Origin of the sequence: Bacterioplanoides sp. (assembly GCF_965226395.1) — a bacterium.
GTDB lineage: Bacteria > Pseudomonadota > Gammaproteobacteria > Pseudomonadales > Oceanobacteraceae > Bacterioplanoides.
This window is the reverse complement of record NZ_OZ245358.1, coordinates 133,132-158,937: the sequence shown is the minus strand read 5'-3', so window position 1 is coordinate 158,937 and position 25,806 is coordinate 133,132. Positions and strand designations below refer to the sequence as shown.

Annotated in this window: 28 protein-coding genes; 12 read left to right on the top strand and 16 right to left on the bottom strand. The window is 48.1% G+C overall.

Annotated features, from left to right (window positions below; translation table 11 throughout):
- Positions 1–21: 21 nt before the first annotated feature.
- The 3 genes from ACO05E_RS00740 to ACO05E_RS00730 all read right to left on the bottom strand — a co-directional run bounded on the left by ACO05E_RS00740 (position 22) and on the right by ACO05E_RS00730 (position 2,427).
- Positions 22–1,062: a CNNM domain-containing protein gene (locus tag ACO05E_RS00740; RefSeq protein WP_419811095.1), complete on the bottom strand. Its 1,041-nt coding sequence runs from the start codon at positions 1,060–1,062 to the stop codon at positions 22–24.
- A 96-nt stretch (positions 1,063–1,158) separates the two neighbouring features.
- Positions 1,159–1,500 (bottom strand): HPF/RaiA family ribosome-associated protein, encoded by a 342-nt coding sequence (locus ACO05E_RS00735; RefSeq protein WP_419811094.1) that lies wholly within the window; start codon positions 1,498–1,500, stop codon positions 1,159–1,161.
- 171 nt (positions 1,501–1,671) lie between these two features.
- On the bottom strand, positions 1,672–2,427 hold the full coding sequence (locus tag ACO05E_RS00730; protein WP_419811093.1) for an enoyl-CoA hydratase/isomerase family protein: 756 nt from the start codon (positions 2,425–2,427) through the stop codon (positions 1,672–1,674).
- Between the two features lie 185 nt (positions 2,428–2,612).
- Between ACO05E_RS00730 and ACO05E_RS00725 the strand changes: the two genes are divergently transcribed.
- Positions 2,613–4,865 carry a putative bifunctional diguanylate cyclase/phosphodiesterase gene (locus tag ACO05E_RS00725; RefSeq protein WP_419811092.1) on the top strand — a complete coding sequence of 751 codons (2,253 nt, stop codon included), beginning with the start codon at positions 2,613–2,615 and terminating at the stop codon, positions 4,863–4,865.
- A 73-nt stretch (positions 4,866–4,938) separates the two neighbouring features.
- Here ACO05E_RS00725 and ACO05E_RS00720 read toward each other — a convergent pair whose 3' ends face one another.
- Positions 4,939–5,427 (bottom strand): DUF2489 domain-containing protein, encoded by a 489-nt coding sequence (locus ACO05E_RS00720; RefSeq protein ID WP_419811091.1) that lies wholly within the window; start codon positions 5,425–5,427, stop codon positions 4,939–4,941.
- Positions 5,428–5,559: 132 nt separating this feature from the next.
- Here ACO05E_RS00720 and ACO05E_RS00715 point away from each other — a divergent pair, with 132 nt between their 5' ends.
- The gene (locus ACO05E_RS00715) at positions 5,560–6,015 is read left to right on the top strand and encodes a DUF695 domain-containing protein (protein ID WP_419811090.1); all 456 of its coding nucleotides are present in this window, start codon (positions 5,560–5,562) and stop codon (positions 6,013–6,015) included.
- 39 nt (positions 6,016–6,054) lie between these two features.
- Here ACO05E_RS00715 and ylqF read toward each other — a convergent pair whose 3' ends face one another.
- The gene (gene ylqF, locus ACO05E_RS00710) at positions 6,055–6,957 is read right to left on the bottom strand and encodes a ribosome biogenesis GTPase YlqF (RefSeq protein ID WP_419811089.1); all 903 of its coding nucleotides are present in this window, start codon (positions 6,955–6,957) and stop codon (positions 6,055–6,057) included.
- A 167-nt stretch (positions 6,958–7,124) separates the two neighbouring features.
- On the opposite strand from ylqF, the gene ACO05E_RS00705 reads away from it, so the two are divergent.
- Complete coding sequence (locus tag ACO05E_RS00705; protein ID WP_419811088.1) at positions 7,125–7,316, top strand: hypothetical protein; 192 nt, start codon at positions 7,125–7,127, stop codon at positions 7,314–7,316.
- Between the two features lie 66 nt (positions 7,317–7,382).
- Here the strand turns inward: ACO05E_RS00705 and ACO05E_RS00700 are convergent, their stop codons facing one another.
- The gene (locus ACO05E_RS00700) at positions 7,383–8,069 is read right to left on the bottom strand and encodes a hypothetical protein (RefSeq protein WP_419811087.1); all 687 of its coding nucleotides are present in this window, start codon (positions 8,067–8,069) and stop codon (positions 7,383–7,385) included.
- A gap of 155 nt (positions 8,070–8,224) precedes the next feature.
- Here ACO05E_RS00700 and ACO05E_RS00695 point away from each other — a divergent pair, with 155 nt between their 5' ends.
- From ACO05E_RS00695 to ACO05E_RS00680, 4 genes are all read left to right on the top strand, one after another.
- Positions 8,225–8,536: a BolA family protein gene (locus ACO05E_RS00695; protein WP_419811086.1), complete on the top strand. Its 312-nt coding sequence runs from the start codon at positions 8,225–8,227 to the stop codon at positions 8,534–8,536.
- 128 nt (positions 8,537–8,664) lie between these two features.
- The gene (locus ACO05E_RS00690) at positions 8,665–9,351 is read left to right on the top strand and encodes an START domain-containing protein (RefSeq protein ID WP_419811085.1); all 687 of its coding nucleotides are present in this window, start codon (positions 8,665–8,667) and stop codon (positions 9,349–9,351) included.
- Between the two features lie 82 nt (positions 9,352–9,433).
- Positions 9,434–10,822 carry a substrate-binding domain-containing protein gene (locus ACO05E_RS00685; RefSeq protein ID WP_419811084.1) on the top strand — a complete coding sequence of 463 codons (1,389 nt, stop codon included), beginning with the start codon at positions 9,434–9,436 and terminating at the stop codon, positions 10,820–10,822.
- A 48-nt stretch (positions 10,823–10,870) separates the two neighbouring features.
- A complete protein-coding gene (locus ACO05E_RS00680; protein WP_421722716.1) occupies positions 10,871–11,242 on the top strand; it encodes a hypothetical protein in 372 nt (123 codons plus the stop codon).
- Between the two features lie 177 nt (positions 11,243–11,419).
- On the opposite strand, the gene ACO05E_RS00675 is transcribed toward ACO05E_RS00680, so the two are convergent.
- Complete coding sequence (locus tag ACO05E_RS00675) at positions 11,420–11,995, bottom strand: YecA family protein (protein ID WP_419811082.1); 576 nt, start codon at positions 11,993–11,995, stop codon at positions 11,420–11,422.
- Between the two features lie 38 nt (positions 11,996–12,033).
- Between ACO05E_RS00675 and ACO05E_RS00670 the strand changes: the two genes are divergently transcribed.
- Positions 12,034–12,768 carry a M48 family metallopeptidase gene (locus tag ACO05E_RS00670; RefSeq protein ID WP_419811081.1) on the top strand — a complete coding sequence of 245 codons (735 nt, stop codon included), beginning with the start codon at positions 12,034–12,036 and terminating at the stop codon, positions 12,766–12,768.
- A 33-nt stretch (positions 12,769–12,801) separates the two neighbouring features.
- Here the strand turns inward: ACO05E_RS00670 and ACO05E_RS00665 are convergent, their stop codons facing one another.
- The 5 genes from ACO05E_RS00665 to ACO05E_RS00645 all read right to left on the bottom strand — a co-directional run bounded on the left by ACO05E_RS00665 (position 12,802) and on the right by ACO05E_RS00645 (position 17,822).
- Positions 12,802–13,857 carry a polysaccharide deacetylase family protein gene (locus ACO05E_RS00665; RefSeq protein WP_419811080.1) on the bottom strand — a complete coding sequence of 352 codons (1,056 nt, stop codon included), beginning with the start codon at positions 13,855–13,857 and terminating at the stop codon, positions 12,802–12,804.
- A gap of 243 nt (positions 13,858–14,100) precedes the next feature.
- Positions 14,101–14,712 carry a DNA-J related domain-containing protein gene (locus tag ACO05E_RS00660; protein WP_419811079.1) on the bottom strand — a complete coding sequence of 204 codons (612 nt, stop codon included), beginning with the start codon at positions 14,710–14,712 and terminating at the stop codon, positions 14,101–14,103.
- Positions 14,713–14,762: 50 nt separating this feature from the next.
- Positions 14,763–15,974, bottom strand: a complete 1,212-nt coding sequence (locus ACO05E_RS00655; RefSeq protein WP_419811078.1) for a glycosyl transferase — start codon at positions 15,972–15,974, stop codon at positions 14,763–14,765.
- Between the two features lie 34 nt (positions 15,975–16,008).
- Positions 16,009–16,836 carry an HAD-IIB family hydrolase gene (locus ACO05E_RS00650; RefSeq protein WP_419811077.1) on the bottom strand — a complete coding sequence of 276 codons (828 nt, stop codon included), beginning with the start codon at positions 16,834–16,836 and terminating at the stop codon, positions 16,009–16,011.
- A 2-nt stretch (positions 16,837–16,838) separates the two neighbouring features.
- On the bottom strand, positions 16,839–17,822 hold the full coding sequence (locus tag ACO05E_RS00645) for a hypothetical protein (protein WP_419811076.1): 984 nt from the start codon (positions 17,820–17,822) through the stop codon (positions 16,839–16,841).
- A 312-nt stretch (positions 17,823–18,134) separates the two neighbouring features.
- On the opposite strand from ACO05E_RS00645, the gene ACO05E_RS00640 reads away from it, so the two are divergent.
- The 4 genes from ACO05E_RS00640 (at position 18,135) to ACO05E_RS00625 (ending at position 21,230) form a co-directional block, all read left to right on the top strand.
- Positions 18,135–19,016 carry a prephenate dehydratase gene (locus ACO05E_RS00640; protein ID WP_419811075.1) on the top strand — a complete coding sequence of 294 codons (882 nt, stop codon included), beginning with the start codon at positions 18,135–18,137 and terminating at the stop codon, positions 19,014–19,016.
- 20 nt (positions 19,017–19,036) lie between these two features.
- Complete coding sequence (locus ACO05E_RS00635; protein ID WP_419811074.1) at positions 19,037–19,792, top strand: TSUP family transporter; 756 nt, start codon at positions 19,037–19,039, stop codon at positions 19,790–19,792.
- Between the two features lie 142 nt (positions 19,793–19,934).
- Positions 19,935–20,348, top strand: coding sequence for a MarR family winged helix-turn-helix transcriptional regulator (locus ACO05E_RS00630; protein ID WP_419811073.1), 414 nt, complete (start codon positions 19,935–19,937; stop codon positions 20,346–20,348).
- A gap of 12 nt (positions 20,349–20,360) precedes the next feature.
- Positions 20,361–21,230, top strand: coding sequence for a serine aminopeptidase domain-containing protein (locus ACO05E_RS00625; protein ID WP_419811072.1), 870 nt, complete (start codon positions 20,361–20,363; stop codon positions 21,228–21,230).
- A 13-nt stretch (positions 21,231–21,243) separates the two neighbouring features.
- Here the strand turns inward: ACO05E_RS00625 and ACO05E_RS00620 are convergent, their stop codons facing one another.
- The 4 genes from ACO05E_RS00620 to trmA form a co-directional block, all read right to left on the bottom strand.
- Positions 21,244–21,870, bottom strand: a complete 627-nt coding sequence (locus tag ACO05E_RS00620) for a hypothetical protein (protein ID WP_419811071.1) — start codon at positions 21,868–21,870, stop codon at positions 21,244–21,246.
- 29 nt (positions 21,871–21,899) lie between these two features.
- The gene (locus tag ACO05E_RS00615) at positions 21,900–23,135 is read right to left on the bottom strand and encodes an NADH:flavin oxidoreductase/NADH oxidase family protein (RefSeq protein WP_419811070.1); all 1,236 of its coding nucleotides are present in this window, start codon (positions 23,133–23,135) and stop codon (positions 21,900–21,902) included.
- Between the two features lie 78 nt (positions 23,136–23,213).
- Positions 23,214–24,584, bottom strand: a complete 1,371-nt coding sequence (gene dbpA, locus ACO05E_RS00610) for an ATP-dependent RNA helicase DbpA (protein WP_419811069.1) — start codon at positions 24,582–24,584, stop codon at positions 23,214–23,216.
- A 29-nt stretch (positions 24,585–24,613) separates the two neighbouring features.
- A complete protein-coding gene (trmA, locus tag ACO05E_RS00605) occupies positions 24,614–25,726 on the bottom strand; it encodes a tRNA (uridine(54)-C5)-methyltransferase TrmA (RefSeq protein WP_419811068.1) in 1,113 nt (370 codons plus the stop codon).
- Between the last annotated feature and the right edge of the window lie 80 nt (positions 25,727–25,806).

Here is a 25,806-nt window from a genome sequence, read left to right as displayed (position 1 = left end):
GAGAACAGTCGGCGTGTTATCTTACTTATTGCTCTTTGCTTTTCTTAACCGGTTGCGGTATTTCGACCGGGCCAGTGCCTGAAGGTCTTCCACTTCGTCAGTTTCATCAACAATTTCACGCCCTAACAAAGTTTCAATGGCGTCTTCCAGCGACACAACTCCGGCTGTCTGGCCAAATTCATCGGTGACCAGAAACAGGTGTTTTTGCTGTTTGATAAAGGCATCCAATAAACTTTGTACCGACATCTTTTCTGAGACATGGACAATTGGGTTTAACACACTGCTTAGTGGTTGATCACCTTGTCCCTGACGTTCTGCTTTATACAGCTCCGCCCGTAATACTTTACCAATCACATCATCGACATTGGTGTTATAAACCGGAATGCGGGTAAATGGCTGAGCGTCCGGTTCATCTAAAGCCTGAGTGATGGTCATATTGGCTGGCAGCATATGCACCACACTGCGTGGCGTCAGAATAGCTTCGGTTTTGATCTCCCGCAGGCTGAATAAATTGGATAAATATTCATTTTCCTGAGAAAACAAATTGCCGTCTTTATGACTTAGTGATGCCAAAGCAATAATTTCTTCGCGGGTAATTTCATTTTCTTTACTGGCATTAAATAAACGTGTCAGGCGGGTTGCTAGCCACACCAGCGGATAAACAAGGCGTACCAGCCAGATAATGACATACGCTGAAGGTACGGCCAGCTGACGCCAGAAGGTAGCGCCAAGAGTTTTAGGAATAATTTCTGAAAAATACAAAATAGCCAGCGTTAATACAAACGCAATGGCCGTTTCCCATTCGGCACCAAACACTTGTAACGCCTGTGAACCCACACCCGCAGCACCCATCGTATGTGCAAAGGTATTCAGAATCAGAATGCTGGATAAGGATTCATCGAGATTGTCACGAACCTTGGCGATTTTGACACCATGCTGAGAACTGTTGGACTGAACGTTTTCGGCGAAACTGGGTGTGATCGACAGTAACACCGCTTCCAGAATGGAGCATAAAAAAGAAACGCCAATGGCAATGGCCAGATAAATAAACAGTAGCGTCATGAGGTCAATTCGGCGGCTTTATGAGTTTTCATCATATACCGCCGTGATAAATTTGAAAGTGTCTTTATAAAATAAGAAAAGCTCCGGCTTTCAGGTTCAGGCCTCCAGGACCGGGGAGTGTTGATGGTCTCGTTTATAATGTCGTTTGCTGAACTTACGTGATAACGCTGATGCAGAGCGACTGGCGGTTTTACTGATTGCCGCCTCTATTTCGCTGGCCTGGCTGCGAACCACCACATCCGGTTGATCAGGAAGGGTAAGATAAAACTGACAGTCTTTATCAATGCCGCCCTTAGGGCCATTAATGTCGTCCAGTCTGACGCGGATCTTCTGGATCCGGTGATGAAAGCGGTTAAACGCAAATTCCACCCGTTTTTTTAACAGCGAACGTAGTTCTTTTGTGAGGGGGATATTGCGTGATTGAATTTCAATTTGCATGTCTGTTCCTCCGTAACTGCCAATTCAGACTACCCCGCATGTTGATCAGAAAAAAGTGAATTAACGTTAAGATTTGGCAATGTTATGCAAAGAGGTCAGTCTGAGGTTATGGATCAGAAGGCACAAAAAAAAGCGCCGATTGGCGCTTTTTAAGACTCAAAGAAGAAGTAATTATTTTCCGCCGCTTAATACGCGGTTAATACGTGCCTGAGTGTCTTCGGTTTGCAGTAAGTCGTAGAACTCGTCCATTTCTGCTTTCACCATTTTGGCAACGCGCTCACTGTGGCCTTCGGATTTCCCCAGTTGTTTGATTGCACGCATGGAGCCTTCTGAGTTCTTCAGTAAGGCGTTAGCGGCTTTCATGGCGTGTTCCAGAGCGCTGCCGTCTTCTACGGCGGCGTTAATCAGACCCCACTTCTCGGCTTCTTCCGCGCTGAAGAAACGGCCGGTCAGCAGCAGATCAGCAGCGTTTTTAGCACCAATGGCTTCTTTCAGTAAGACCGAAGAGCCACCTTCAGATGCCACACCAATTTTGGCGAACGGCAGGCTGTAGCGGATGCTGTTACCAGCATAAGCCAGATCAGCATGTAACAGCAGGTTAGCACCAATACCAACAGCAACCCCTTCCTGAGCCAGAATCAGAGGCTTGCTCAGTGCCGTTAAGGCTGCAAAAATATTCGCCACACCTTCGCTGACACCCGCCTGATCACCTTCTGGTAACAAATCACGTAAATCGTTACCCGCCGTGAATTTACCATCTGCACCAGTCATAACGACGACTTTGACATCGTCATCCTGCTCGCAGGTATTCAGGGCAGCAATGATGTCTTTGTAGGTTTGGATACGAATTGCGTTCAGAACCTTGGGGCGGTTCAGCGTGATTAAAGCGATGCCATTTTCCAGGCTGTATTCAATATCCTGATACATAACGTGTTCTCTTTATCTGTGTTTAGCGTTGAATGATGGAGATCATGGCAGAGCGGGGCGTAGATTTCAAACAGGTGTTTGAAATCAAAGACTGTCTTTACTTTATTATCATCAGTTCCGGCGCTTTCTGGTAAATGAACTAGACTGATCTCATATTCCCGAACTGCGGCGCTCTGGAGTTGTTTGTGCAGCCTCGAATTCAAATCCTGCTGGTGTATCTGTTTGTACTGGTTCTGGCGTTGGCCATTTCCGCTTCTATTGTGATCTCTGGTCGACATGTCAGTGATACAACCACTCAGCTGGCAGAAGAAAAACTACCACGTTTGCAGGGCATTAATGACCTGTACCTGGCGATTGTTGAGCACGAGCGTCTGTTGTACGAATACTATGCCACCACGGACTCGGATAAATTTGCCGATTTACTCAGCGGTAATGAAGCTCGTATCCGCTCGGATCTGGAGCAGATTACGGCTGCATTCCCAGACTGGGAGCCGCTGGAAGATCTGCGTAAAGAAGAGGGTATGGTCAAAGCCTATACCAGCCAGCTTGACTTGTTGTTTCGGGCAGATCGGGTCGACTGGGATCTGGCCCGTGAGTTATTGCAGGAAGTCAGTAAAACCGGGAGGCGGATTTTTCCGATACTGGATATGCTGGTCGAGCGTATCCATCAGGATGCCCTGGAAACAGCTGAAATGACGCAACGCACCACTGCCAGAAGCAGCACTCAGGTCATTGCCTTTGCGGTACTGATCCTGGTGGTAGCTGGCTTTGTGGGTTATTTCTTTAATAGCTACATTCGTGAGACTGCCAATCGTCGCCGCTTAGCCATGTTTGCTGAGCGCAGTCCGAACCCCATTATGAGCTTTGACTGGAATGGTGAACTGAATTACACCAATCCGGCTTGTTATGAGCTGATGGAGCGGCTGAATAATCGCTCCGGACGTCCGGAAAGTTTATTGCCGGATGATTTTGATCAGATTTTACTGACCTTACAAAGCAGTCAGGACGATTACTCGCAATGGGTGGCCCGTGGAAAAGATAACGCCACACTGGAGTATTCTTTATCTTTATTGCGTGATTTAAGAACCTGCCATTTGTTTATTGAAGATATTACTGCTCAGGTCGAAGCCAATAAATCATTGCAGCATCAGGCTTATCACGATTTATTAACGGATTTGCCTAACCGGCGCTTCTTTAATGAAGCGGTGACGAAGCTGGTTGAACGAAAAGATAAAAAACCATTTTCTGTCATTCTTCTGAGTGTTGATCGTTTTGATCAGGTGGTTGCCAGTGCGGGTTATCAGATCGCGGATAAATTACTCAAACACGTTGCCGAAAACCTTGACCGCATCGTAAAAAACTTCAGCAGTCGCAGTTTTAAAAATCGAAATTTTCGACTGGATTCCAGTAAATTTGCCCTGCTGCTGGAAGACTTTCCGGATCATAACTTTGCCGAAAATCTGGCGTATGAGCTGCTCGAAGAAATGAAAATGCCGTTGTGCATTGACAGTAAAGAATTTCATATCTCCATCAGTATTGGCTTAAGTCATTATCCGGAGCAGGCCAGCTCAGCCGCCGAGTTATTATCCAATGCCGATGCCGCACTGAGTCGGGTGAAGCGTGATGGCGGCGATGGCTTGTTATGTTACAACCAGAGCATTCATGCGGTGGAGCAAGCCTGGATTGAGATTGAACGCAATTTGCGACACGCTATTGATAACGAAGAGCTGGTGTTGTTTTATCAGCCTAAAATTTCTGCTCAAGGGCATTGTTTATCCGGTGTTGAAGCATTAATTCGCTGGCGGCGTCGTGATGGCAGCATGGTATCTCCGGGGGAATTTATTCCGGTGGCTGAGCAAAGTGGCCTGATTGTAATGATTGGCGAATGGGTCATTCACGAAGCCTGCCGCCAGTTTGAGAGCTGGGCGGATGATGAGCCGGTTAATATTGCCATTAACTTATCCGCGCGCCAGTTCCGTCATCCGGACTTTGTGCAGATGATGTCTGAATGTTTACATCATTACGCAATTGAGCCGGGCATGATTGAGCTGGAAATTACTGAAAGCTTGCTGATGAATGATATTCAGAGCAGCATCGAAACTATGCATAAACTGAAAGCAATGGGCTTTAAATTATCCATTGATGATTTTGGTACTGGCTATTCATCACTCAGTTATCTGAAAGATTTCCCGATTGATAAATTAAAAATCGACCGCGCCTTTGTGATGAATATTGAAAACAATCCGGCTGACGAAACCCTGGCGAAAACCATTGTCGATCTGGCCCACAATATGAATCTGACGGTGGTGGCCGAAGGGGTGGAAACCGAAGAGCAACTGGGCATTCTGACCCGTTTAGGTGTTGAAGAGATTCAGGGCTTCTATTTCAGCAAGCCGGTACCGGCTGATCAGATTGAAGAAAAATACCGCCAGCACTGATGCCAACATTGATAACTCCAGCATTGTATAAATAGTCTGGTCGCTGCTGATCTGATCAGCAGCGGCTATCGCCTTACTGCAGCAAGGTCACTTGCGGGAAGCTGTACTTCACTAACCAGTTTAATTCTTTTTCGATAGCGGCTTTATGCTGCTCTTCCAGTGTCCAGCGTTGTTTATCAATCTTAAACTGCTCTTTTTTTGGCAATTGCTTGTAGGCATCCAGAATGGGCATATTACGGGTTTGTTCATAATGCGCCCGCAGAGTCTGCAATTCTGCTAACTGCCAGGCATCCGGGTCTAAGCCGGAAATCAGATAATGAATCCGTAACACGCCTTCGGTAATTTCACACTGCTGAGCAATCACCGAGCGTGCTACAAAGCGAATGTCGGTCACCAGCTCCAGCTGTTTCTGGCGTAAGTTATGGGCTGCCGCGGCTTCTTCTTCCTGTTGTTGCTGTTGAGCTTGTTGCTCCGCCTGTTTCACTTGTTGTGTTAGTCGCCAAGCGTAAACAGCCAGTGCGGTGATAATCAGCAGTCCAATAATCAGGAGAATCAGGGTCATAACAAGCTCTCAATACTTCAGGTGTTAACAACGATGGGCGCATTATGACGAGTTGTTTTTCTCCTTGCCAGGCAATCCGTCGCTAAGCCTTTGGCATTTTTGAGAATATTAGTTACTCTGAGCGATAAGAAAATGAATAAGGATATGGCCATGTTGGTCAATAATCGTTGGGTTCGTGCTTCTGGTGACCTGCATCAGAAGCCAATCAGCATTCAATACCGTGAAGATTGGGCATTGGCGCAAGAGAGCGAACGCTATCCCGTGTGTGTTCAGATTGCCTGGCATGCCGAAAGCCTGGATGAAAGCACCGGCTTTCCAGCGAATCAGGAGCAGAATCAGATTCTGGCGTTTCATCAGGCCTTACAGGACAAGCTGGAGCCATCAGAGAACGCCGTGGTAGTGATGATGATTACTCACGATGCTATCAATCAGTGGATTATCTACTGTGAAGATCTGGACGTGATGAAAACAGCGCTGGATGATATTCCAACCGAGCAGGGGTTGTACCCGATTGAGGTGGTTGCGGATGATGATGCTGATTGGCAGACCTTCCGCAAGGTGCATGAAGTGATTGTTCAGAAAACTTAGTTTTTAAGCCAGTTTAAGACAAAGCGCAGGATCAGAATGCTACGACTTCTGATCCTGTTCTGCTTCTAGCGCTGCCAGACGTTCTGCTTCAATGGCGGCCAGTTCACTCTCTACCATTTCTGGTGTTTCCAGCGAGATTAAACCAATCTTGCCGGCGCGCATTTCATGCAGGCACAATTCCGATGCTTTATGCAGATCCACCACGCCACCCGGGCGTAAACAGCCGCGCTTGGCGGCGACGGTATTGAGTGCTGCTTCTGCGCTTTCAGGCAGCTCTTTCATTTTAAAGCGCGTCATCAGTGGCTGCTGGTAACGTTCCAGCAGATAACCCAGTGCAAATTGCGCCACATCGGTGTACTCGATAGCGGTGTCTTTTACCGCACCCGATGCCGCCAGGCGGTAGCCACTCAGCTCATTTTCAAACTTAGGCCACAGAATCCCAGGGGTGTCCGATAACACGATGCCATTTTTCAGGTCGATCATCTGGTTGGCTTTGGTGACTGCCGGTTCGTTACCGGTACGGGCAATCTGACGACCAGCCAGCGCATTAATCAAGGTGGATTTGCCCACATTCGGGATACCCATAATCATGACCCGAATTGCCAGCTTCTTCTCAGTGCGTTTGTGGCCAATCTTTTTACATAGCTGTACCACCTTTTTAACCTGCTTTTTATCCTCGGCCACCAATGGCATCGCCTGGGTGTTGTGCTGCTGGCTAAAGTACTTCACCCAATCCTGAGTGACTTTAGGGTCAGCCAAATCGGATTTATTCAGGATCTTGATACAGGGCTTGTCGCCTCTGAGTTCATCAACCATCGGGTTGGTGCTGGAGAAGGGCAGGCGGGCATCCAGCACTTCAATCACCAGATCGATTTCCGGCATGGCCTCGGCAATCTTTTTGCGTGCTTTGTTCATGTGGCCGGGGAACCATTGAATTGCCATAGTGACGTTTTCCCATTGACGGTTAGTTAAAAGGGCGGCACATTGTAAAGCAAGGCCTGTGTAGAGCAACTGCTAAGATGTACTCACAACAGACCAGCAGTCAGCGACACAGGATTGTCACAAAACCAGCTTAGGCTGGTGCTAGTCGATAGGACGGGAGACTGAATATGAATCTCTTACCCGAAAACAGCGCAGACAGCGTCAAGCAACAGGGGCGTCAGGCCTCTGCCACCGTATCCGGACGGCGTCGTTCGGGCTTTCTTGTAGGCAATAAGTTTGTATTTTCAGATCAGACTGAAATGTTATGGATGCAGGCAGGGCCCGGAGAATTCAGGGAACTGCGTATCTGGCGTAAATGACGTGATTAAAAAAGGCAGAACGATGATATTCGTTCTGCCTTGATTGTAGGAATGAGCTGACAATCCTCAGTTGGCGAACATCGACGCTGGCTCTGACTCTTCAGCACTGTCTTCTGTTTGAATATCAGTGTCTGCTGATGCTGCTTCTTCCGCTGTAGTCACTTCAGGGGTTGTCTCTTCTGGGGTTGTCTCTTCTGGGGTTGCCTCTTCAAGGGCAGTTTCTTCAGCTGCTGGCTGTTCACTTGCTTCTTGTTGTGAGTCAGATGGCTCAGCCGTATCAGAAGTGCTTTGTTGTGCTTCCAACGCTGCTGCTACACGCTTTTGGACTTCAGCTTCGATAGCGGCTTCTGCTTCGTCATCCAATTTGGCTTTTTTACGTTCCAGCTTGGTCACGGTACGGTCGTGGTTACCCCAGGCGCCGCCTTTAAACTCAATGCTGTGCACGCCATTTTCTTCGGCGATCTCATTGGCAATCGACTTTGCCGCTTCGTCGGCATCACGCGCCATCAGCTTCCGCTCAGAGGCATCAACTCGGGCAAATAAATCCACCAACGCGCTGGATAAAATTTCCTGCGCCACTTCTTCGCGGCTCTTGTGGAAGCGCTTGGCAATAATGCTCAGCATCGCCAGGTCGCTGGCATCCAGGCGGGTCGTTACCGTAGCCAGGGTTTGTTCCATTTCACGCTTGGCTTTTTCTTCCTGATAATAACGATCGATCAGAGATTGAGTGCTGGTGGTATCGATATCCTGCATAGTGATGATATTCCCGGAGTTGCTGCAAAAATCAGCCGTATACTGTATATGCTTACAGAGTTTTTGTGAACAGCCTTTTGCTCAGGACTGCATGTTTTCTATTCGTCAGATGTCTTATAGTGTTGTTTTTTCTACCTATGACTGCGGAGCTGTAAATGGCCGTTGATATTGCGCAACAAATCACCGATAAACTGGCAACATTAGATCCGGTACAACTGGATATTGCCAACGAAAGCCATATGCATGCCGGGCCTGCTACCGATTCTCACTTTAAATTAACACTGGTCAGTGATGCGTTTGCCGGTAAACGCCCTGTAGCCCGACACCAGCTGATCTACGGTATTCTGAGTGAAGAGCTGGCGGGCCCGGTACACGCACTGGCCTTACATCTGTACACCCCGGAAGAGTGGCAGGTCGCCAATGTACCAGTTTCTCCGGATTGCCGAGGTGGCAGTCAGGGTCATTAATTTCGGCCAATGAGCTGAGGCTGTCTGTGCGACAAACTGGCACGACTGAATGTTGTTTTAATGCTGTTGTTATTTAGGCGACGGTTAATTAGACGAAAGTTACTTGGCGATAGCGGCTGAGAGTGGATATGAAATTATTGCGAGCCCGATTGATCAGTGTGTTTTTTCTTACCGTTATGAGTATCAGTGTAATCGCCGATGCTTCCGCGGATGAATCCCAATGGCAGTTGGAAAAGCAGGATGATGAACTGGGTATTAAGGTATATACCCGTGAAGTCGCCGGGTCTGACTTGCGGGCTTTTCGCGGGGAAATGACCATCGCCTCGACCTTAACAGCTCCTATCGCCTTGCTGGAAGACACTCAGCGCGCACCGGATTGGATGCACAACTGCGGCATTGTTGAAATTATCGAAAGTATACAACCAGGCGAAGCGTTATCGTATGTCATCACCAAAGCGCCCTGGCCGGTTTCTGATCGGGACACGGTGGTGCACTCCATTGCCACTCAGGACCCGGACACGTTAGTGGTACGGGTGGATGTCAGCGTGCGTAATGATGTATTTCCGGCGAATGATGAATTTGTCCGTATCACTCAAATGAGCGGTTACTGGTTATTTTCTCCGGCCAAGAGCGGGGAGAAGGGCGTGCTGGATGTGGTATACGAAGTCCATGCGGAACCTAATGGTGGCTTACCGTCCTGGCTGGCAAACAGCGTGGTGGTTGATACGCCGTATTTCACACTGAAAAATATGCAGAAATTACTTCAGGCGGAACACTATCAGCAAGCGGAGTTATCGTTTATACGCAATCGTTAATACGTCTTAAATACGGCTGTAACAAAAGTGTAACATTAGGGTCATAGACTGCCCGCAAATTCGAATCGGGCTGTCTTACTCAATGAAACTGTTGTTTTTTGTTCTTCTTATCTGCTTAACCTTTGTTAGTCCTTTCTCCAGCGCACTGCAGCGCTTTTCTGATCTGCCTTATGACGGCACAACCAATCTGTTTACCATTCATGGCTCCAACACCGTTGGTGCCGCATTAGCTCCGAATCTGGTGAAAGAATATCTGGCTCAAAAAGGAGCTGAGCAAATAGAAACCCTGCAAACCGGTGTTGAAAACGAAAAAATTATTCGTGGTGTGGTACGTGAGAGCCGCACCATTGTTGAAGTGGTGATTGAAGCACACGGTTCCGGTACCGGCTTTAAAGGGCTGAGCTCTCAGCAAGCGGATATTGCAGCGGCTTCGCGCCCGGCAAAATACAAAGAAGTGAACCTGCTGCAACATAAAGCCGATATGCGTGCGCCGGATAGCGAGCATATTGTTGGTATTGATGGTCTGGCGATTATTGTTCATCCGCAGAACCCGATTCATACCCTGAGCGTTGATCAGATTGCCGGTATTTTCTCCGGTGACTATCAGGACTGGGCGGAGCTGGGTGGTAACTCAGGCCAGATTAATGTCTATGCCCGTGATGATAAATCCGGTACCTGGGATTCTTTTAAAGGTATGGTGCTGGGCAAACAAAAAGCTCTGGTTGATAGTGCTGAACGCTTTGAATCGAATGATGAATTATCCGATCTGGTTGCCTCGGATGTGCGTGGTATTGGTTTTGTTGGTTTGGCCTCGGTTCGTCAGTCAAAGCTGGTGGCGGTATCGGATGGCAGCGCTAAAGCATTACTGCCAAATAAACTGACGGTTGCTACCGAAGATTATGCCCTGGCGCGTCGTTTGTATATGTATACCGCTGGTACATCAGCCAATGTGTATGTGAATGAATTTCTGAATTTTGTACTGGAAAATGCCGGTCAGAAAATTGTGGCTGACACGGGTTTTATATCTCAGGAGCTGAAGGCTGTGATGCCTGAAGGTTATGCCGAATTACCTCAGGACTTTCGCGATATTACCGCCAATGCTGAGCGCCTGACGATTAACTTTCGTTTTAAGGAAGGCAGTGCCAAGCTTGATAATAAGGCACTTAAAGATGTTGAGCGTTTGGTGCAATACCTGAAAACTAACAACACCTTGACAAACACCAGTCTGAACGAAATTGTTTTGATTGGTTTTGGTGATAAAAAGAAAACCGAAGAGCGTGCCCGGTTATTATCTAAATTACGAGCCATGGCGGTTCGTCGTGAGTTAGTCCGAAATGGTATTTATCCGAAAGAGTCTGTGGGCTATGGTGAATATTTACCGGTTGCATCGATTAATCGCAGTGAAGGCCGGATGAAAAATCGCCGTGTCGAAGTGTGGTTGCGCGATGGTGCGGCAATAGCAGCGGAATAATTACTGTTGTAGGTTGGGGAGTTGACGACCAAATATGAAGTTGATAATGTGGCCTCATTATTTTCTTGGGATAAGGATTTTATGAAAAATAATATAATTTTTATAGTGATTTTATTAGTTTCTTCGCCAGCAGTTTCGGTTGATCGTTGCGCTAGTTGGGGGTGTATATCGACAGTTTCTGATTTATATACAAATGCTGATGGCCTTATTTATGTTGGCACACCTCTTGATGAAACGCTAGCTAATTGTTCGGCTGTATTAGATGTTTATTTTTCTATTAATCCAGAATCAGGAAATGCTGAAAAGATGTATTCAAGTATTTTGGCGGCGTATGTATCCGGAAAGAAAATTCAACTTCGTGTTAAAGAAAACAATTCTAAATGTGAACTTTCATATGTTCGGTTAAGTGCCGACTTTTAAATATATACTAGGAGTTTTCACCTCAAGTTCATTGGTCAATTCTAAGAAATACTTTTTGCAGCTAGTAAAGAATTGAACATAAGTCGCGATAATTAGAAAGCATATGTGATTTTTTATACGTGTGACTGACAGAACCCTGCTGATGCAGGGTTCTGCTTTTCAGTAAAGTTAGTTGGTTTACTGACCATGCAATTGCAGGTAAACGGCAATCACTGCAGCCGGGATATTGCCACACATCTGGTCGGACAATTCCACATCCTCGTCGATATCGGCCATCTCAGGCTCTTCGGCGAATAACCCGGAAGCGTACATAATCGGGAACAGGCCTTCCGCGACTTTTTCTTCCTGCTCGGCGTACCAGGCTTCTTCCTGCAGTAATACTGCGGTCATATAACCAATGGCCCAGCTTTCCAGCGGTGGCTCATCTTCTTCGTCATCCACCAGGCTCAGATCAGCAGGCACCGGGAAGTCCTGACCGGAATCCAGCCAGGCCTGAATCTCTTTGCTCAGTTTGATAAATAATGTGTTTACCGTTTCTTTTTCATCCTTGCTGAAGCCCAGTTGCTCATCAAAGGCTGATTCCCACACCTGGCGCACGTTAAACTCAATCGGGCCGGACAACAGCCCGGTGATCAGGCCGTGCACGGCAAAAAAATCAAAACTTTCCTGGCGTTCGGCTTCGGTTTCCAGCAAAACGCCCAGGGTTTCCAGCTCTTCTTCACTCAGGGCTGGGATACTGTTTAGGTCAGACATACAATACTCCTGAATTTGCACGCAATCGTATCAGGCTTATGGGCGCACGAACAACGTATCAACGAACAAATCGTCAACCGGCGGGTTATCAGCAAACCCTGTTGCTGGAAATGGGTGGGGAATCGGTTTCTCTGCGGATTTCTGCCAGTCGCCGTAAGAGCATGCGCTTACAGGTTAACGACAAGGGCGAGGTGGATTTACGCATTCCGCTGGGGTGCGCCAAGCGTGATGTGCTGGCGTTCGTGAAATCCAATGAAGCCTGGCTGAAGCAACAACGCGATACGGTACTGCAACAGCAGCAACAAAAGCTGGAGCGTTATTCGATTTTGGGCAAGGAGCTTATGGTGCAAGCCAGTGCTTTGGATGAGTTTCTGGTAACGGATAACACCATCTGGATTCCTGATCACTGGGATCATACCGATTTGCGCGATCAGATGGACAAGTGGTTGCGCCCCAAAGCACGGGCGTATTATCAGCAGTTAATTGACCAGTGGTGGCCGTTTTTTGCTCGTTTTGCTGAGCAAAAGCCGGTGTTACGGGTGAAAAAAATGCGTACCCGTTGGGGCAGTTTATCCCAGCGTGGCTATATCAACCTCAATCTGGCGCTGATGCAATTACCAGAAGAGCTGGTTGAGCTGGTGGTGGTGCACGAATTGTGTCATCTGAAGCATTTTGATCATGGCCCCGGCTTTAAAGGGCTGATGACGGAGGCATTGCCAGACTGGCGCAGTCGTGAGCGCCAGTTGCAGCAGCTGTCATCTAAGGTGTTGTGAATCGCTCATCGTCTCTCAACGCCTCTTACAACTTTAACGATTGCTAACGCTGGTGTTAATCCATACCTGAGAATACCAATAAAACCAGCCGCGATGCTGGCGGCTGGGAATGGTGCAGTTGTAGCGGCTGCGCCCGGCGCTAATGGCTTCTTTGGCCTGAGCATTGATCGTCAGGTGCTGGTTATCCAGCATATCCTTTTCAGCAATCACTTCAGTCGGAATAGAGCCTTCGCCACTGGCGTAACACTGCACCTGAGAGCGGTACACATCGTTGGAGCTTACCAACAGGCTTAACTTCGGTGGGTTATCGTCGCTTAATACCGGCTCAACCAGTTGGTCGGCGGTGATAGGCAGCGGCAAGGTATTCAGTTTGGTTGTTAATGTTTCCGGGTTGGCGTAAATACCCGCCGCCGGAAAGCGCGGCAGTGCCTGTTGATGAGAATCACGACCTATGGGGCCGGACTGCTGACCAAAAGCAATATAACCTTGTTCTTTTACCCACTGGGTAATCTCAAGGTTAAACTCACCATAGGGGTAAGCCAATAACCGATGGCTGACACCCAGCTTTTCTTCAATGCGTTTTTCAGCCTGATTAATTTCCTGATCCAGCCATTGGTTCCAGTTTAATGACTCTGGTTTTTCCAGCAAATAAGGATGACTGACGGTGTGATTGGCGATGGTGGCACCGTTTTGTTGCAGCTCGGCCAGCTGCTCCCAACTCATCACTTTATGATGCTTTTCATCCACCGCCTGAGTATTGGTAAATACAGTGAACGGCCAATTGCGCTGTTTTAATGCTGGATACGCATTCAGATAAATCGACTCCCAGGCATCATCAAAGGTGATTGCCACACTGTCGATAGGCAGGTCTTTACCGTCGTTGAGTGTTTGCAGCGCGGTTTTTAAATCCACCACGGTTTTATTTTGCTGCTCCAGCAGCTGCAGATGCTGTTCAAACTGCTCTGGTGAAATACTGGTGACCGCAGGCGTGGTGCTATCAACATGATGATATTGCAGAATCACCAGAGCCTGGCTGGCCGATGAAAACAGGGTAAATACCAGAAGCGTTAGTAGATGTAGTAAGCGCATAGTTTCTTATTCAGATATGTTTTCGCAGCATAATAACAGAAGATCGGACAGCTTTTTTCTTCGCCACCCCGAAGGCACATCCATGTGCCTGCCGGGTGGTCGCAACATGATCACTCGGCATGTCCTTATGCCTCGCCCTTCGGGCAACGATGTTGTGCAAAAATGATTTCCTACATTTTTGTGTTGCTGCTGCGAAAAAACTCTCCGATCTTCTTTCAGGAATCGGAGAAATATAAAAGGGGATTAGGCAATAAACGACGCTTGTTTTAAGCGTTGATAAGCGGCATTAATCTGCCGGAAACGAATACTGTCACCACCCCGGTCCGGGTGGTGTTGCATCGCCAAGCGCCGGTATTGCTGGCGAATTTGTTTTGCCGTTACCGGCGCTGATAACTCCAGAGCTGCGAGGTCATCGTCCTGATGCTGGCTGTAATCCGGGCGACGCATTTTTTTCCAGAACTGCTCCAGTAGCAATTCCACTTGTTCGCGGCTGGTGGAGAGATTATTTAGATCCAGATAATACACCTGTAACGGGTCCGCTTGTTCCAGCTCAGTGCTATCGGACTGTTCTGTAGTGGCAGTTAACGCAGGAGCCAGCTGAATATGCAGTGCTGAAATCAATAACTCGCCCAATTGCTCGCTACGCCACTGCAAACGCAAACGATACAGGGCGTGCATAATCAGGAAATTACAACGAAATAGTAACAGTGAATCTTTTAACGCTTCATCGTTAAAAATGGATTGCTCCGGCTGCTGCAGCCATTTGACCAGTTCATACAAACTGGTCTTCTTGCCGTCGGCTAAATGACTGGCCAGCAGGGAGCGGATTACGTCGATATCGTCATGTTCATTCATCCCATGACTGTAGCAGATAGACCCAGCAGCTTGCTAACAACCAACAAACTTTATGAATTATCCTCTTCAACGGCTTCATACAAGCGATCCAACACATCCGGCATCGCAGAAATCACCCGGTTCCAACTTGGAATAAAGGGTGTTTCCATTGGATTAGCTAAGAAGTGTTCACCGGCGTGCATAATATTCTGAGCAAACATTTCCACCGCTTTTTCTTCGGCATGGCGATCCAGCGTTAAGCCATTCATACGCGCATCGTTATCGTAGGTTTCGATAAAATCTAACGCGATACGGAAATAGGTGGCTTTTAATGAGCGGAAGGTTTCACTGGTAAATACTTCGCCCTGGGTCGCCAGTTTACGGAAGATGGCTTTGCAGATATCAATGCTCATTTTAGACAGCCCAGCATTGGCATCTTCTTCCGACAGCGGCTGATGTTTGTGATCATAAACATCGGCAATATCCACCTGACAAATCCGGTTGGTGGAATAGTTACGCTTCATTTCAGACAGCACACCAATTTCCAGCCCCCAGTCACTTGGGATGCGAATATCATTTAACACGTCGGCGCGCATGGAAAATTCACCCGATAGCGGGTAGCGGAAGCTGTCGAGGTATTCAAGGAAATCTAACGAGCCGTATACTTTTTTCAGGGCGCGCAGCAGCGGCGTAACCAATAAACGGCTGACCCGACCGTTCATTTTCTTCTCGGCAATGCGGGCGTAATACCCTTTGGCAAATTCGTAGTTAAAGGCCGGGTTGGCAACCGGATAAATCAGGCGGGCCAATAAACTGCGATCGTAGGTGACAATATCGCAATCGTGCAGAGCCACGGATTCGGCCCGGCCTGACGCTAACACATAACCGTAGCAGTACCAGACATTACGGCCTTTACCGAGTTCTTTCGGAGCCAGGCCTTCTTTTTCCAGCAGAGCATCCAACTGTTTCAGACGTGGGCCATCGTTCCACAAAATACGGTGATGTTGTGGCAAGCGGCCAAAAAACTCCTGAGCGTGGTGGAATTGTTGTTCATCGGCACGGTCGAGGCCAATAACAATTTCGTTCAGGTAGGGGACGTCGCAGATTTCTTTAATAATGTGGTCGAGTGCCGGGCCTTCCAGCTCGGAATACAGAGAAGGCAGTACCAATGACATAGGGCGTACCCGGGAAAAACTGATCAGCTCTTTTTCCAGATCTTCAATCGAGCGATCCGTCAGATTATGCAGATTGGTAATAATGCCATTTTGATAAAAATCAGCCACAACTAGCTCCTTCGCGCAGATATTTTATAGTTTTTTAATTCGTTTTAATTGAATCGAATAATGTTAATAAACTGTTATTCCAGCCTTTTGGCCCCTGAAACTCCGCCGTGATTGTCCGTGGGTTATTTAATGTCAGCGGCTCGCCGTTTGCGGGCGGAATTACAATAGGTTGATCACTTTGTTCCAGCATTTTCCGGTCATTTTCACCATCGCCCAGCGCGATCACACCAATATTTTCCGGGCTTAACTGATACTGGTCAGCGTACATGTTGCGAAAAAATTCGATGGCACTGGCTTTGTCGGTTTGCCCCATCACATGATAAAAACGACCACCTTTCAGCAGAGATAATTGCTGGCTATTAATCCATTGTTGGAAAGCCTGCAGTTGATCGTCATCGTCCAGCCAGAGCAGTGGTTCACTGGCACTGCGTTGTTTGGCTAACCAGGCGTCCTGTTCGTTCAGCCCGGTGACAGCGGTCACTTCTGAGGCTGGCATATCATTAAAACTGCGGAATTTAAAACCTTGCTGGCGTGCCTGATGCAGCACCTTGATCAGCTCAGCATAAGGTGTTCCGAGAATTTCGCTGTTGTAATCATCCTGCTGGTTGCTGAGTGGTTCACGTTCTTTCTTGGGAATAAAAAGCGCGCTGCCATTTTCACAAGCGAAGGGTGCGGTAATGGTTAAATCGCGACGCAATTGCACCACTTCGGCAAAGGTTTTACTGGTATTAAAAATACAGGGAATGTTTTGTTGTGCGACATAGGTCAGTGCCGGTTTGGCGGCATCAGTACTGTAATCATGATGATCCAGTAGGGTGCCATCCAGGTCCGTTAAAATAATCCAGCGTTGGCGATTAGTCATGGCTATTGCTCCGCCTGAAGTGACGTATCTTTAGCATAGCGAATAGCCGCCACCTGATGTTGCTCATTCAGCTCTAAGACTAAATCGGCATAACCCGGCATATCGTTTAGTGCACGTTCGGTCAGGCGCTGATAGTGCTGAATAAAGCGCTGAATTTGTGCCGGATTCATGCCACCTTGAGATTGGCTGGCTTTTTCATTATCCGCTTCTTGTTGCGTGCGCCACTGTTGCACAGCTTCCATCCCCGGCACTTTTAACATCAGAAGATAATCGATTTGTGCAAACCAATCCTGATATGCCTCCCGGAGCTGTTGATTCACCCAGTGGCGCCACTGGCCATCCGGGTCTTCGGTTTGTTCCAGTGTGTTTATTGCTTGTTGGAGTTCGGTGACTGTTCCGGCTTTGCAGCCAACACACCAGCCCTCGAATAAAATCAGATCCACCGGGCCTGTGATTGAATGCCATTGATCGGTCGATGAGCGATCATCGGCAATTTTGTCGAATGACGGGAAGCTCAACAATTTTTGATTGTTGAGCGAGCGAAGTTGCTCAAACAGGGTTAGCCCGGCTTGTACGTCATGGGTACCGGGCACGCCACGTGTGGTTAATAAAGGATGCACATCCAGTGCTAACTGCTGGCGTTGAGCTTTGGTCAGGTATAAATCGTCAATGGAAATAACCGCGACTTTCCAGTTGAATGCGGTTTTATAAACTTCTGCCAGGGCGTTGCATAAGGTAGATTTCCCGGACCCCTGACCACCATGAATACCTAAAATGGCAGGCTTTTGATGTTGTTCCTGATAGCGGGTTGCTAATGCGGCTAAATGACTTGCCAGTGGTAGCCAACAGCTCTGAATTTGTTGCTGCCAGGCCTGTGGCATGTTTTTCCAAACCTGGTCAGCGGCCTGACTCAGCTGTTGGATAAGTGGCTGCTGGCTGGAGCTCAATGCGTCAGTGGTTAAATTCGATGGCCAGAGTGTTGTCATAAATGCCCCATGTGTGACTGGTAATAGACATAGCAGTGACTGTGCCAGATCACGTTTTTTTGTCGATGTGTGTCTGGTATTGCGATAAACCAAGGTGAAAGCATGGAATTACCGTACAATGCATCAGCCTTCTGACATGGATCGCTCACTGTATTTATGTTTGCTTGCTCTATTATGGTGCACTGGTCGGATGGTTAAAATACAGTTTTGTTTTAATGCTTCTTTTTGGTGCGTAGCCATTGTGAGAAGCGTTTGTGGAATGCGTTTGTGGAATGCGTTCGTAGAGGTAAGAGTTAAGAGGTAAAAGAAGCCATGACCCAGGAAAATGACGGTTCACGCCGTGTTGCGTACCAAGGAACTGCCGGTGCCTATTCACATTTGTCGTGCCGTAAAGTCTTCCCGGATTGGGAGGCGGTAGCTTGTGAAGATTTTCTGTCGGCGTTAGATCTGGTGTCCAACGGCTTTGCTGACCGTGCCATGATTCCGCTGGAAAACTCCACTGCCGGGCGGGTAGAAGAGATTTATCGTTTAATTCCGCGGACGCAATTGCATGTCATCGGTGAGCACTTTGAGCCGGTGAATCATTGCTTGCTGGCCTTGCCTGGCGTCAAACTGACTGAAATTGAAGAGGTCGCCTCTCACCCTCAGGCCTTAGCGCAATGCCATCAGCGTATTATTAATCTGGGTATGAAACCCATCGCCATGCTCGATACCGCCATGGAGGCGGAAAAGCTTAGCCAGGCGGGTAATGAGTCCCAGAACCGCAACCGTGCAGCCATTGCCTCCAAGCTGGCTGCTGAGCTGTATAGCCTGGAGGTATTGCATGAAAACTTTCAGGATGTCATGGGTAATACCACGCGTTTTCTGGTATTTAGCCGAGAGCCGCAGCATCAGGAATACCTGCCTGAAGAAACCTACATCACCAGTATGTTATTTGCGGTGCGGAATATTCCGGCGGCGCTGTATAAAGCGTTGGGTGGTTTTGCCACCAATGGCATCAACATGATTAAGCTGGAAAGTTATATGGATGGCGGCACCATGGAAGCCAGCCATTTTCATCTGGATGTACTGGCTCACCCGCAGCAGCCAGCAATGGTGCATGCGCTGGAAGAACTGGAACACTTCTCTCGTGATTTACGTTTATTGGGATGTTATCCGGCCCATGAATACCGTAATCGCAGTGCGTTTGTATAACGCGTTTAAGCGGTGGTCGAATGCTGGAATTTAGCTGGGAAATATTAGCGTTATTGGCCGCAGTGGCAATGGCGGCCGGTTTTATTGATGCCGTTGCAGGTGGGGGGGGGTTGTTAACCATCCCGGCTTTATTGTTTGCGGGCGTGCCTCCGGTACAGGCCATTGCGACGAATAAATTGCAGGCGTGTTTTGGCAGCTTTACCGCCACACGTTTTTTTGTGCGAGAAAAACTGGTCTCTCCCAAAGAGCAAAAATGGGCGATTGTTGCGACGGCCGTCGGCGCTGTCATCGGCGCGATTGCGATCCAGTTATTCGACAGTGCGTTATTGGTTCAGGTAATGCCTTATGGATTAATCGCCATTGCCGTGTATTTATTACTGGCCCGTAATTTTGGTAAAACCTCGGGAAAAGAAACCTTAAAGCCGGCAACCTTTAATGCCACCGTTGCTACCGGAGTCGGGGTTTATGACGGCTTTTTTGGCCCCGGCACCGGCACCTTTTTAAGTTTGGGTTACAGCAAACTGCGGGGCATGAACCTGATCCAGGCCACCGCTCACGCAAAGTTGCTGAATTTCACCACCAATATTGTGTCGCTGGGGGTGTTTATTCTTTCCGGTCAGATTTTGTTTCAGGTTGGTTTGGCGATGGCAGTAGGGCAGGCCATTGGTGCTCGCTTGGGGGCGGGAGCGGCGTTAAAACAAGGGGTGGGATTTATTCGTTATATGACGGTGCTGGTTTGTATCGCAATCAGTATCAGCCTGCTGCTTAAGCACTGATTAATCAGGTATGAAAACTCTTTAGATAATGATTTCAGAGAGATTACTTGTCATTTGGTTTGTATGTGAACTAATATGGTTTGTGTGCGAACTAATATGGTTTGTGTGCGAACTAAGTATTAATGATCAGAGAGACGAATTTTTGGATAAGCGATTATTTTTTTTGCTGAATATGGCGCAGCGTAAGCTGTTTAATCACGTTGATCAGGTGTGTGAAGAGCAACTGGATGCCTCAGTGACACAATTAGCGGCTCTGATGTACATCTGCAAACACACCGGCTGTGTACAGAAAGATCTGACCGTGGCGCTGGGGCTTAAAAAACCCGCCGTTACCGGATTAATCTCCCGGATGGAAAAAAACAATCTGCTGCAACGCAAGCCTTGTGCAGACGATGCACGGGCGATGCGTTTATACCCAACTGCACAAGGAATAGAGAAAGCCAACAGCCTTGCGCCTTATATTCAGCAATTAAACCAGCAGTTTGAAGCACACTTTTCACAGGACGAAATAGCCACTGTACTGAAGTTCCTTAATTTTATTCTGAAACGTTTCTGAGCGAAAAATATTATGTCGATTACATATGAACTGATGACCCGTGGCGGTCACAGTATTGTTGCCCGGGTTTTTCCGGTGCAGGAAAATATTAAGCATCAGGGGGTCTGTATTGTTGCACCAGCAACCGGGGTTGCGCAGTATTTATACGATGACTTTGCACTCTGGTTGAGTGATCACGGTTATGCCGCAATTACCTTTGATTATGATGGTATTGGCTTGTCTGTTGACCGGCATGTGAAATACAGCAAAAGCGATAAACTAAGCTGGGCAAAGTACGATTGTCCGGCTGTTCTGGAATTTGCTCAGCAGCATTATCCCGAGCAGAAAATTACCTGGATTGGTCATAGTGTTGGAGCCCATATGCTGGGCTTTATGGAAGATACCAGTGCAATCGACCGGGCTATTACCGTTGGTGCCGGAACCGGAACCTGGTGGTATAACGCGGCACCAACAAAACGTGTTGCCTGGTTTTTATGGTATTTTCTGGTGCCAGTGACGGCTCCGCTGTTGGGCTATTTTCCCGGTGATAAACTGAAAATTATGTGTGATTTACCCAAAGGGGTGATTATGCAGTGGCGGCGTTGGTGCCTGAAAAAGGAATACGCAGTGGGCTATGAGGGTGATTGGTTACGTCAGAATTTTGCTGAAGCAAAAATGCCAATGACGTCGTTGGCTTTTACTGATGACGACATGATGTCATTAAAAAATGTGCGCCTGTTGCATGAGTTTTTTACCGCAGCACCACAAAAGCAAATTCAGATATCACCAGCCGATATTAACCAGAAACGTATTGGCCATATCGGCTGGCATAAACAGCGTTATCAGCAGCTTTGGGAAAATTATTTTTTACCAGAACTGACCGATAACTCCCCGGCTGTTTAATGTATCTCTCTGTTTAATGCAGATCGTTTTGCAACTGTTTGGCCACCGTATGCGCGATACCTTCAACGGCTTCGCGCATGGATTCCGGATTCACGGTGTCGGTTGTGGCCGACCATATCAGCGGCTCGGGTGCCAGCTGATATAAGTTGCTGATCACTTCATAGGTGGTTTCTTTATTGTAATAACCTGGCTCATGAACCACGTCGTACATGCCGCCATACACCTGCGCAAAACGCCCTGAGTGGCTTACACGTGGTACATAAATGGTTTCGCCTTCAACGTATTCAACATTATTTTGTTGTTCGATTAACGCCAGAATCAGCGCATGATTCGCATGCTGACCCACTTCCAGTTTTACATCTTCCGGCTCTTTATCACGTGGGTCGTAATCCTTGCCTAATTTGCTATAGCTGGTGATGGCGGCAAAACCACTATTTTGCAGCTCTTTTACCATGGTGTCTTCCATCGCCATGCGGTTTTGCTCTTCTTTCGCCAGTGCAAACACCATAATCAGTTTTTCATCCTTGCTGGTGGTTGATGTACCGGCAGGCGCGGCCCAGCTGTTTACCAGTTTGGTATTGCTGCTACAGCCAATCAGCGCTAAGGCTAAAACCGGCAACACAAGCATTCGACGCAACATAAGTGACTCCTTTTTGATTGATCGGATAATTATGCCTGATTCTGTAAAAATTGCTGATAGCGCTTGGTCAGTTTTTTCAGCCGCATCTGGTCACGGATCAAGGAAAACAACGGCGACACCGACGGCTTAGGCTGTTTTCCCGCGCCCATACGCTGCAACTGGCGTCGGGTAATGGCCATTACCGCCAGCGCACTCAGGGTTTTATCTTTCCAATTAACCCGGACTTCGTCCGCGCTGGCCTGAGGCTGTTGTTGCCACATATCCGGCAGGGCGGGCTCCATCGCCAACGCCGTGGCAATACCCACCATATCGAAGCCCTGATCCAGAACCTGCTCAGCCACTTTCAGGCGACGAATACCACCGGTGGTCATCACGGGTAGGGTGGCAACATCAGCAATCGCTTTGGCAAATTGCAGGAAGTACGCCTCACGTTCCAGCGTGCGGCCATCGGCGGTACGCCCCTGCATGGCTGGGCTCTCGTAGCTACCGCCGGATAATTCCAGCAGATCGACCGGCAAGCGGTTTAATGCTTCCACCACGGCTTTGGCATCGTCGGCATCAAAGCCACCGCGCTGAAAATCGGCGGAGTTCATTTTGACGCTCACGGCAAACTCGTTAGAGACGACCGCACGAACAGCTTCAATTACCTCAATTAACACCCGCATCCGGTTTTCGATCGTGCCACCATACTGGTCATCGCGCTTATTGGTGAGCGGTGATAAAAACTGCGAAATTAAATAACCGTGGGCGGCATGAATCTGCACCCCATCAAACCCGGCTGTTTCAGCTTGCAGGGCGGTATCCGCAAACGACTGAACTAAGGCCTGGATATCCTGAGCGGTCATCGCACGGGGCTGGCCAAATAATTTTGAGTGCTTGCCCATATCCAACGCAATATCCGACGGTGATAACACATCACCACCCATCGCAGCATAGACCTGACGACCCGGATGATTAATCTGCATCCAGACGCGGGTGTTGTTTTGTTTTGCGGTTTGCGCCCAGGTTTTAAACGGTGCCAGCTCGCTATCTTTTTCCAACACAATGCCACCCGGGCCGGTTAACGCCCGCGCGCTGACCATCACATTACCGGTAATTAATAACCCGGTACCGCCATTGGCCCAGCGCTCGTAAAGACGAAACAACTCATCACCCGGCAATTGCCCGGAGGTTGCCATATTTTCTTCCATGGCGGCTTTGGTAATACGGTTTTTAATGGTCTGGCCGCAGGGCAGAGTGAACGATGTGAATGCCTGATGAGTCATGGCTGCCTCCTGAGAAGCTCTGATGGGAGCTTTGTTTTTATTGGATGGCAGCCTTTATGAGTAAAGTTGGCCTGGAGGTCAAGCCTTGCGCACTTTAATTTTGCGGCCTTTAATGCGGCTTTGTTGCAAATGCTCTAAAGCAAATTTGGCCTGATCACGCTCAACCGCCACATAGGCAACGTATTCGAGTACATCAATCTTGCCCACCGCTTTACCATCGATACCACCATTATTCGTAAGAGCGCCAAGAATATCCCCTGGGCGTAATTTATCTTTACGACCCGCTTGCAGGCAGAGGCTGACATACGGCATGGGGGTAATGGTTGTGGCTTGCTCTGCGGTTAAGGTCTGATCCTGATGCAGATCACCCACCGGGTGCTCGTTAATTGCATCAATTTTGTATTGTTCTTTATCGGTGGCGATGCTGATGGCAATACCGGATTTATCCGCCCGGCCGGTACGGCCAATACGGTGAGCATAGACATCGGTATCGCGTGGCAGATCAAAGTTGATCACATATTCCAGATCATCGACATCTAAACCCCGAGCGGCGACATCAGTGGCAATTAAGAAATTTGCACTCTGCTGTTTAAAGCGGATTAATACCCGGTCTCGGTCTTTCTGATCCATATCACCTTGCAGCGCCATGGCACTGCAACGTAAATCCTGTAACGCCTGCGCCACTTCCTGCACCACCTGTTTGGTATTACAGAAAATCACCGCTTGTTGAATATCAAAAAAAGATAACACTTTTTTCAGAGTTTCAATTTTTTCAGAACGCGGGCACACAAATAATTGTTGCTGGATTTTTTTCTGATCGTGAGTGTCGGCAATACGAATGGATTGCGGCTCATATTGTAAGTGTTTGCTCAGCTGTTCAATATTTTCCGGATAAGTGGCGGAAAATAATAAGGTCTGGCGCTTCTCTGGTGTATGCGCGGCAATATCTTCAATATCATCGCGGAAGCCCATATCCAACATACGGTCGGCTTCGTCCAGCACCAGAGTTTTTACCTGATCAATTTTTAAGGTTTGTTTACGCAGGTGGTCTTTGATCCGCCCTGGTGTACCCACAACAATATGAGCACCGTGGGATAACGAGCCTATTTGAGGGCCAATTGGTTGGCCACCGGATAAAATCACCACTTTAATATTGGCAATATGACGCGCCAGTTTACGGATTTCCTGAGCTACCTGAGTCGCCAATTCACGAGTAGGGCAGAGTACCAGTGCCTGAGCACCAAAAAATCGTGGGTTAATGTTATCCAGAATCGCCAGTGAAAACGCTGCGGTTTTACCACTGCCGGTTTTTGCTTGAGCAATAATATCTTTGCCTTTTAAGGCCAGTGGCAGCGCTTGTGCCTGAATATCAGTCATGGATTGATAACCCAGCTTATTCAGGTTTTCGATTTGTGCCTTACTGATGTTTAATTCGTTAAAGTTTGACATGTTTATGGTTTTCTATTTTGGCTTCTCAGTTAGGCCTGGTTTTTACGCACTAATACCACACCGGTTTCGATATGGTCGGTGTAGGGGAATTGGTCAAATAAGGAAAAGCGCTGGATATCATGGGTCTGACACAAGGTTTGCAGGTTTTGCTGCAGGGTATTCGGGTTGCAGGAAATATAAATAATATTATCGTACTGCTGCACCTGCTTAACTGATTCGTCATCCAGACCCGCACGTGGAGGATCGACCAGCACGGTATTAAACTGATAGTCCTCAAGGTTAACACCGTCTAAGCGTGAGAATTTCCGCTCGCCACGTAATGCCTGAACAAATTCCTCGCTGGATAAACGCGCAATAATTAAATTATCGACGTTATTGGCGCGAATATTTTCTTGTGCGGCATTTACTGAGGTTTTTGAAATTTCGGTGGCCAGCACCTTGTTGTATTTATCCGCCAGCGCAATGGAGAAATTGCCATTGCCGCAATACAGCTCTAATAAATCGCCGTCAAAATCTTCCGAAACCGCACGCGCCCAGCTTAGCATTTGCTGATTCATTTCACCGTTAGGCTGGGTAAAGCCACCTTCAATCTGGCGGTAGCTGAAGGTCTGACCGTCGACCTGCAATTGCTCGGTGACATAATCTCGCTGCAGTACCCGTTTCTGCTTGCGGGCACGGCCAATAATCGGGAAACCCAGCTGCTGTTGCAGCTTTTCGGCTTCGGCCTGCCATTCGTCATCCAGCTGCTTGTGGTAAATCAGGGTGATAACGGCATCGCCACTTAAGGTGGTTAAGAACTCCACCTGAAACAAACGACGACGCAGCAGCTCGTTTGGCATGATGGCATCCAGCACCTCGGCCATCAGTTTGTGAATCAGCTGGCTGGCAATCGGAAATTCTTTAACTTCGTACTTGGTGTTTTTATCACCCGGCTCCGACATAGCATAAAAGCAGCGGTCACCTTCGTGCCATAAGCGAAACTCAGCGCGCAGACGGAAGTGTTGTGGTGCACTGCCATGCACCTCCAGCGCTGGCGGCTGAAACTCAGCAAACAGCTGACGCAGACGTTGTGCTTTGGCCTCCAGTAACTCCGGGTAGTGTTCCGGGTTGACCTGATGCTGATAAATTTTGATGTCTGCCATGGTTTGGGTGCCGCGTGTCGTTGTAAATAGGTTAGGAGAAAAAGGCCGGCCATTATACGGATTGTGGCTAAAGGTGCATC

Bases quoted from the DNA above. Each gene is read 5' to 3' on its own strand.
- ACO05E_RS00740 (WP_419811095.1), bottom strand. From the start codon at position 1,062: ATGACGCTACTGTTTATTTATCTGGCCATTGCCATTGGCGTTTCTTTT.
- ACO05E_RS00735 (WP_419811094.1), bottom strand. From the start codon at position 1,500: ATGCAAATTGAAATTCAATCACGCAATATCCCCCTCACAAAAGAACTA.
- ACO05E_RS00730 (WP_419811093.1), bottom strand. From the start codon at position 2,427: ATGTATCAGGATATTGAATACAGCCTGGAAAATGGCATCGCTTTAATC.
- ACO05E_RS00720 (WP_419811091.1), bottom strand. From the start codon at position 5,427: ATGACCCTGATTCTCCTGATTATTGGACTGCTGATTATCACCGCACTG.
- ACO05E_RS00715 (WP_419811090.1), top strand. From the start codon at position 5,560: ATGAATAAGGATATGGCCATGTTGGTCAATAATCGTTGGGTTCGTGCT.
- ylqF (WP_419811089.1), bottom strand. From the start codon at position 6,957: ATGGCAATTCAATGGTTCCCCGGCCACATGAACAAAGCACGCAAAAAG.
- ACO05E_RS00705 (WP_419811088.1), top strand. From the start codon at position 7,125: ATGAATCTCTTACCCGAAAACAGCGCAGACAGCGTCAAGCAACAGGGG.
- ACO05E_RS00700 (WP_419811087.1), bottom strand. From the start codon at position 8,069: ATGCAGGATATCGATACCACCAGCACTCAATCTCTGATCGATCGTTAT.
- ACO05E_RS00695 (WP_419811086.1), top strand. From the start codon at position 8,225: ATGGCCGTTGATATTGCGCAACAAATCACCGATAAACTGGCAACATTA.
- ACO05E_RS00690 (WP_419811085.1), top strand. From the start codon at position 8,665: ATGAAATTATTGCGAGCCCGATTGATCAGTGTGTTTTTTCTTACCGTT.
- ACO05E_RS00685 (WP_419811084.1), top strand. From the start codon at position 9,434: ATGAAACTGTTGTTTTTTGTTCTTCTTATCTGCTTAACCTTTGTTAGT.
- ACO05E_RS00675 (WP_419811082.1), bottom strand. From the start codon at position 11,995: ATGTCTGACCTAAACAGTATCCCAGCCCTGAGTGAAGAAGAGCTGGAA.
- ACO05E_RS00670 (WP_419811081.1), top strand. From the start codon at position 12,034: ATGGGCGCACGAACAACGTATCAACGAACAAATCGTCAACCGGCGGGT.
- ACO05E_RS00665 (WP_419811080.1), bottom strand. From the start codon at position 13,857: ATGCGCTTACTACATCTACTAACGCTTCTGGTATTTACCCTGTTTTCA.
- ACO05E_RS00660 (WP_419811079.1), bottom strand. From the start codon at position 14,712: ATGAATGAACATGACGATATCGACGTAATCCGCTCCCTGCTGGCCAGT.
- ACO05E_RS00650 (WP_419811077.1), bottom strand. From the start codon at position 16,836: ATGACTAATCGCCAACGCTGGATTATTTTAACGGACCTGGATGGCACC.
- ACO05E_RS00645 (WP_419811076.1), bottom strand. From the start codon at position 17,822: ATGACAACACTCTGGCCATCGAATTTAACCACTGACGCATTGAGCTCC.
- ACO05E_RS00640 (WP_419811075.1), top strand. From the start codon at position 18,135: ATGACCCAGGAAAATGACGGTTCACGCCGTGTTGCGTACCAAGGAACT.
- ACO05E_RS00635 (WP_419811074.1), top strand. From the start codon at position 19,037: ATGCTGGAATTTAGCTGGGAAATATTAGCGTTATTGGCCGCAGTGGCA.
- ACO05E_RS00625 (WP_419811072.1), top strand. From the start codon at position 20,361: ATGTCGATTACATATGAACTGATGACCCGTGGCGGTCACAGTATTGTT.
- ACO05E_RS00620 (WP_419811071.1), bottom strand. From the start codon at position 21,870: ATGTTGCGTCGAATGCTTGTGTTGCCGGTTTTAGCCTTAGCGCTGATT.
- ACO05E_RS00615 (WP_419811070.1), bottom strand. From the start codon at position 23,135: ATGACTCATCAGGCATTCACATCGTTCACTCTGCCCTGCGGCCAGACC.
- dbpA (WP_419811069.1), bottom strand. From the start codon at position 24,584: ATGTCAAACTTTAACGAATTAAACATCAGTAAGGCACAAATCGAAAAC.
- trmA (WP_419811068.1), bottom strand. From the start codon at position 25,726: ATGGCAGACATCAAAATTTATCAGCATCAGGTCAACCCGGAACACTAC.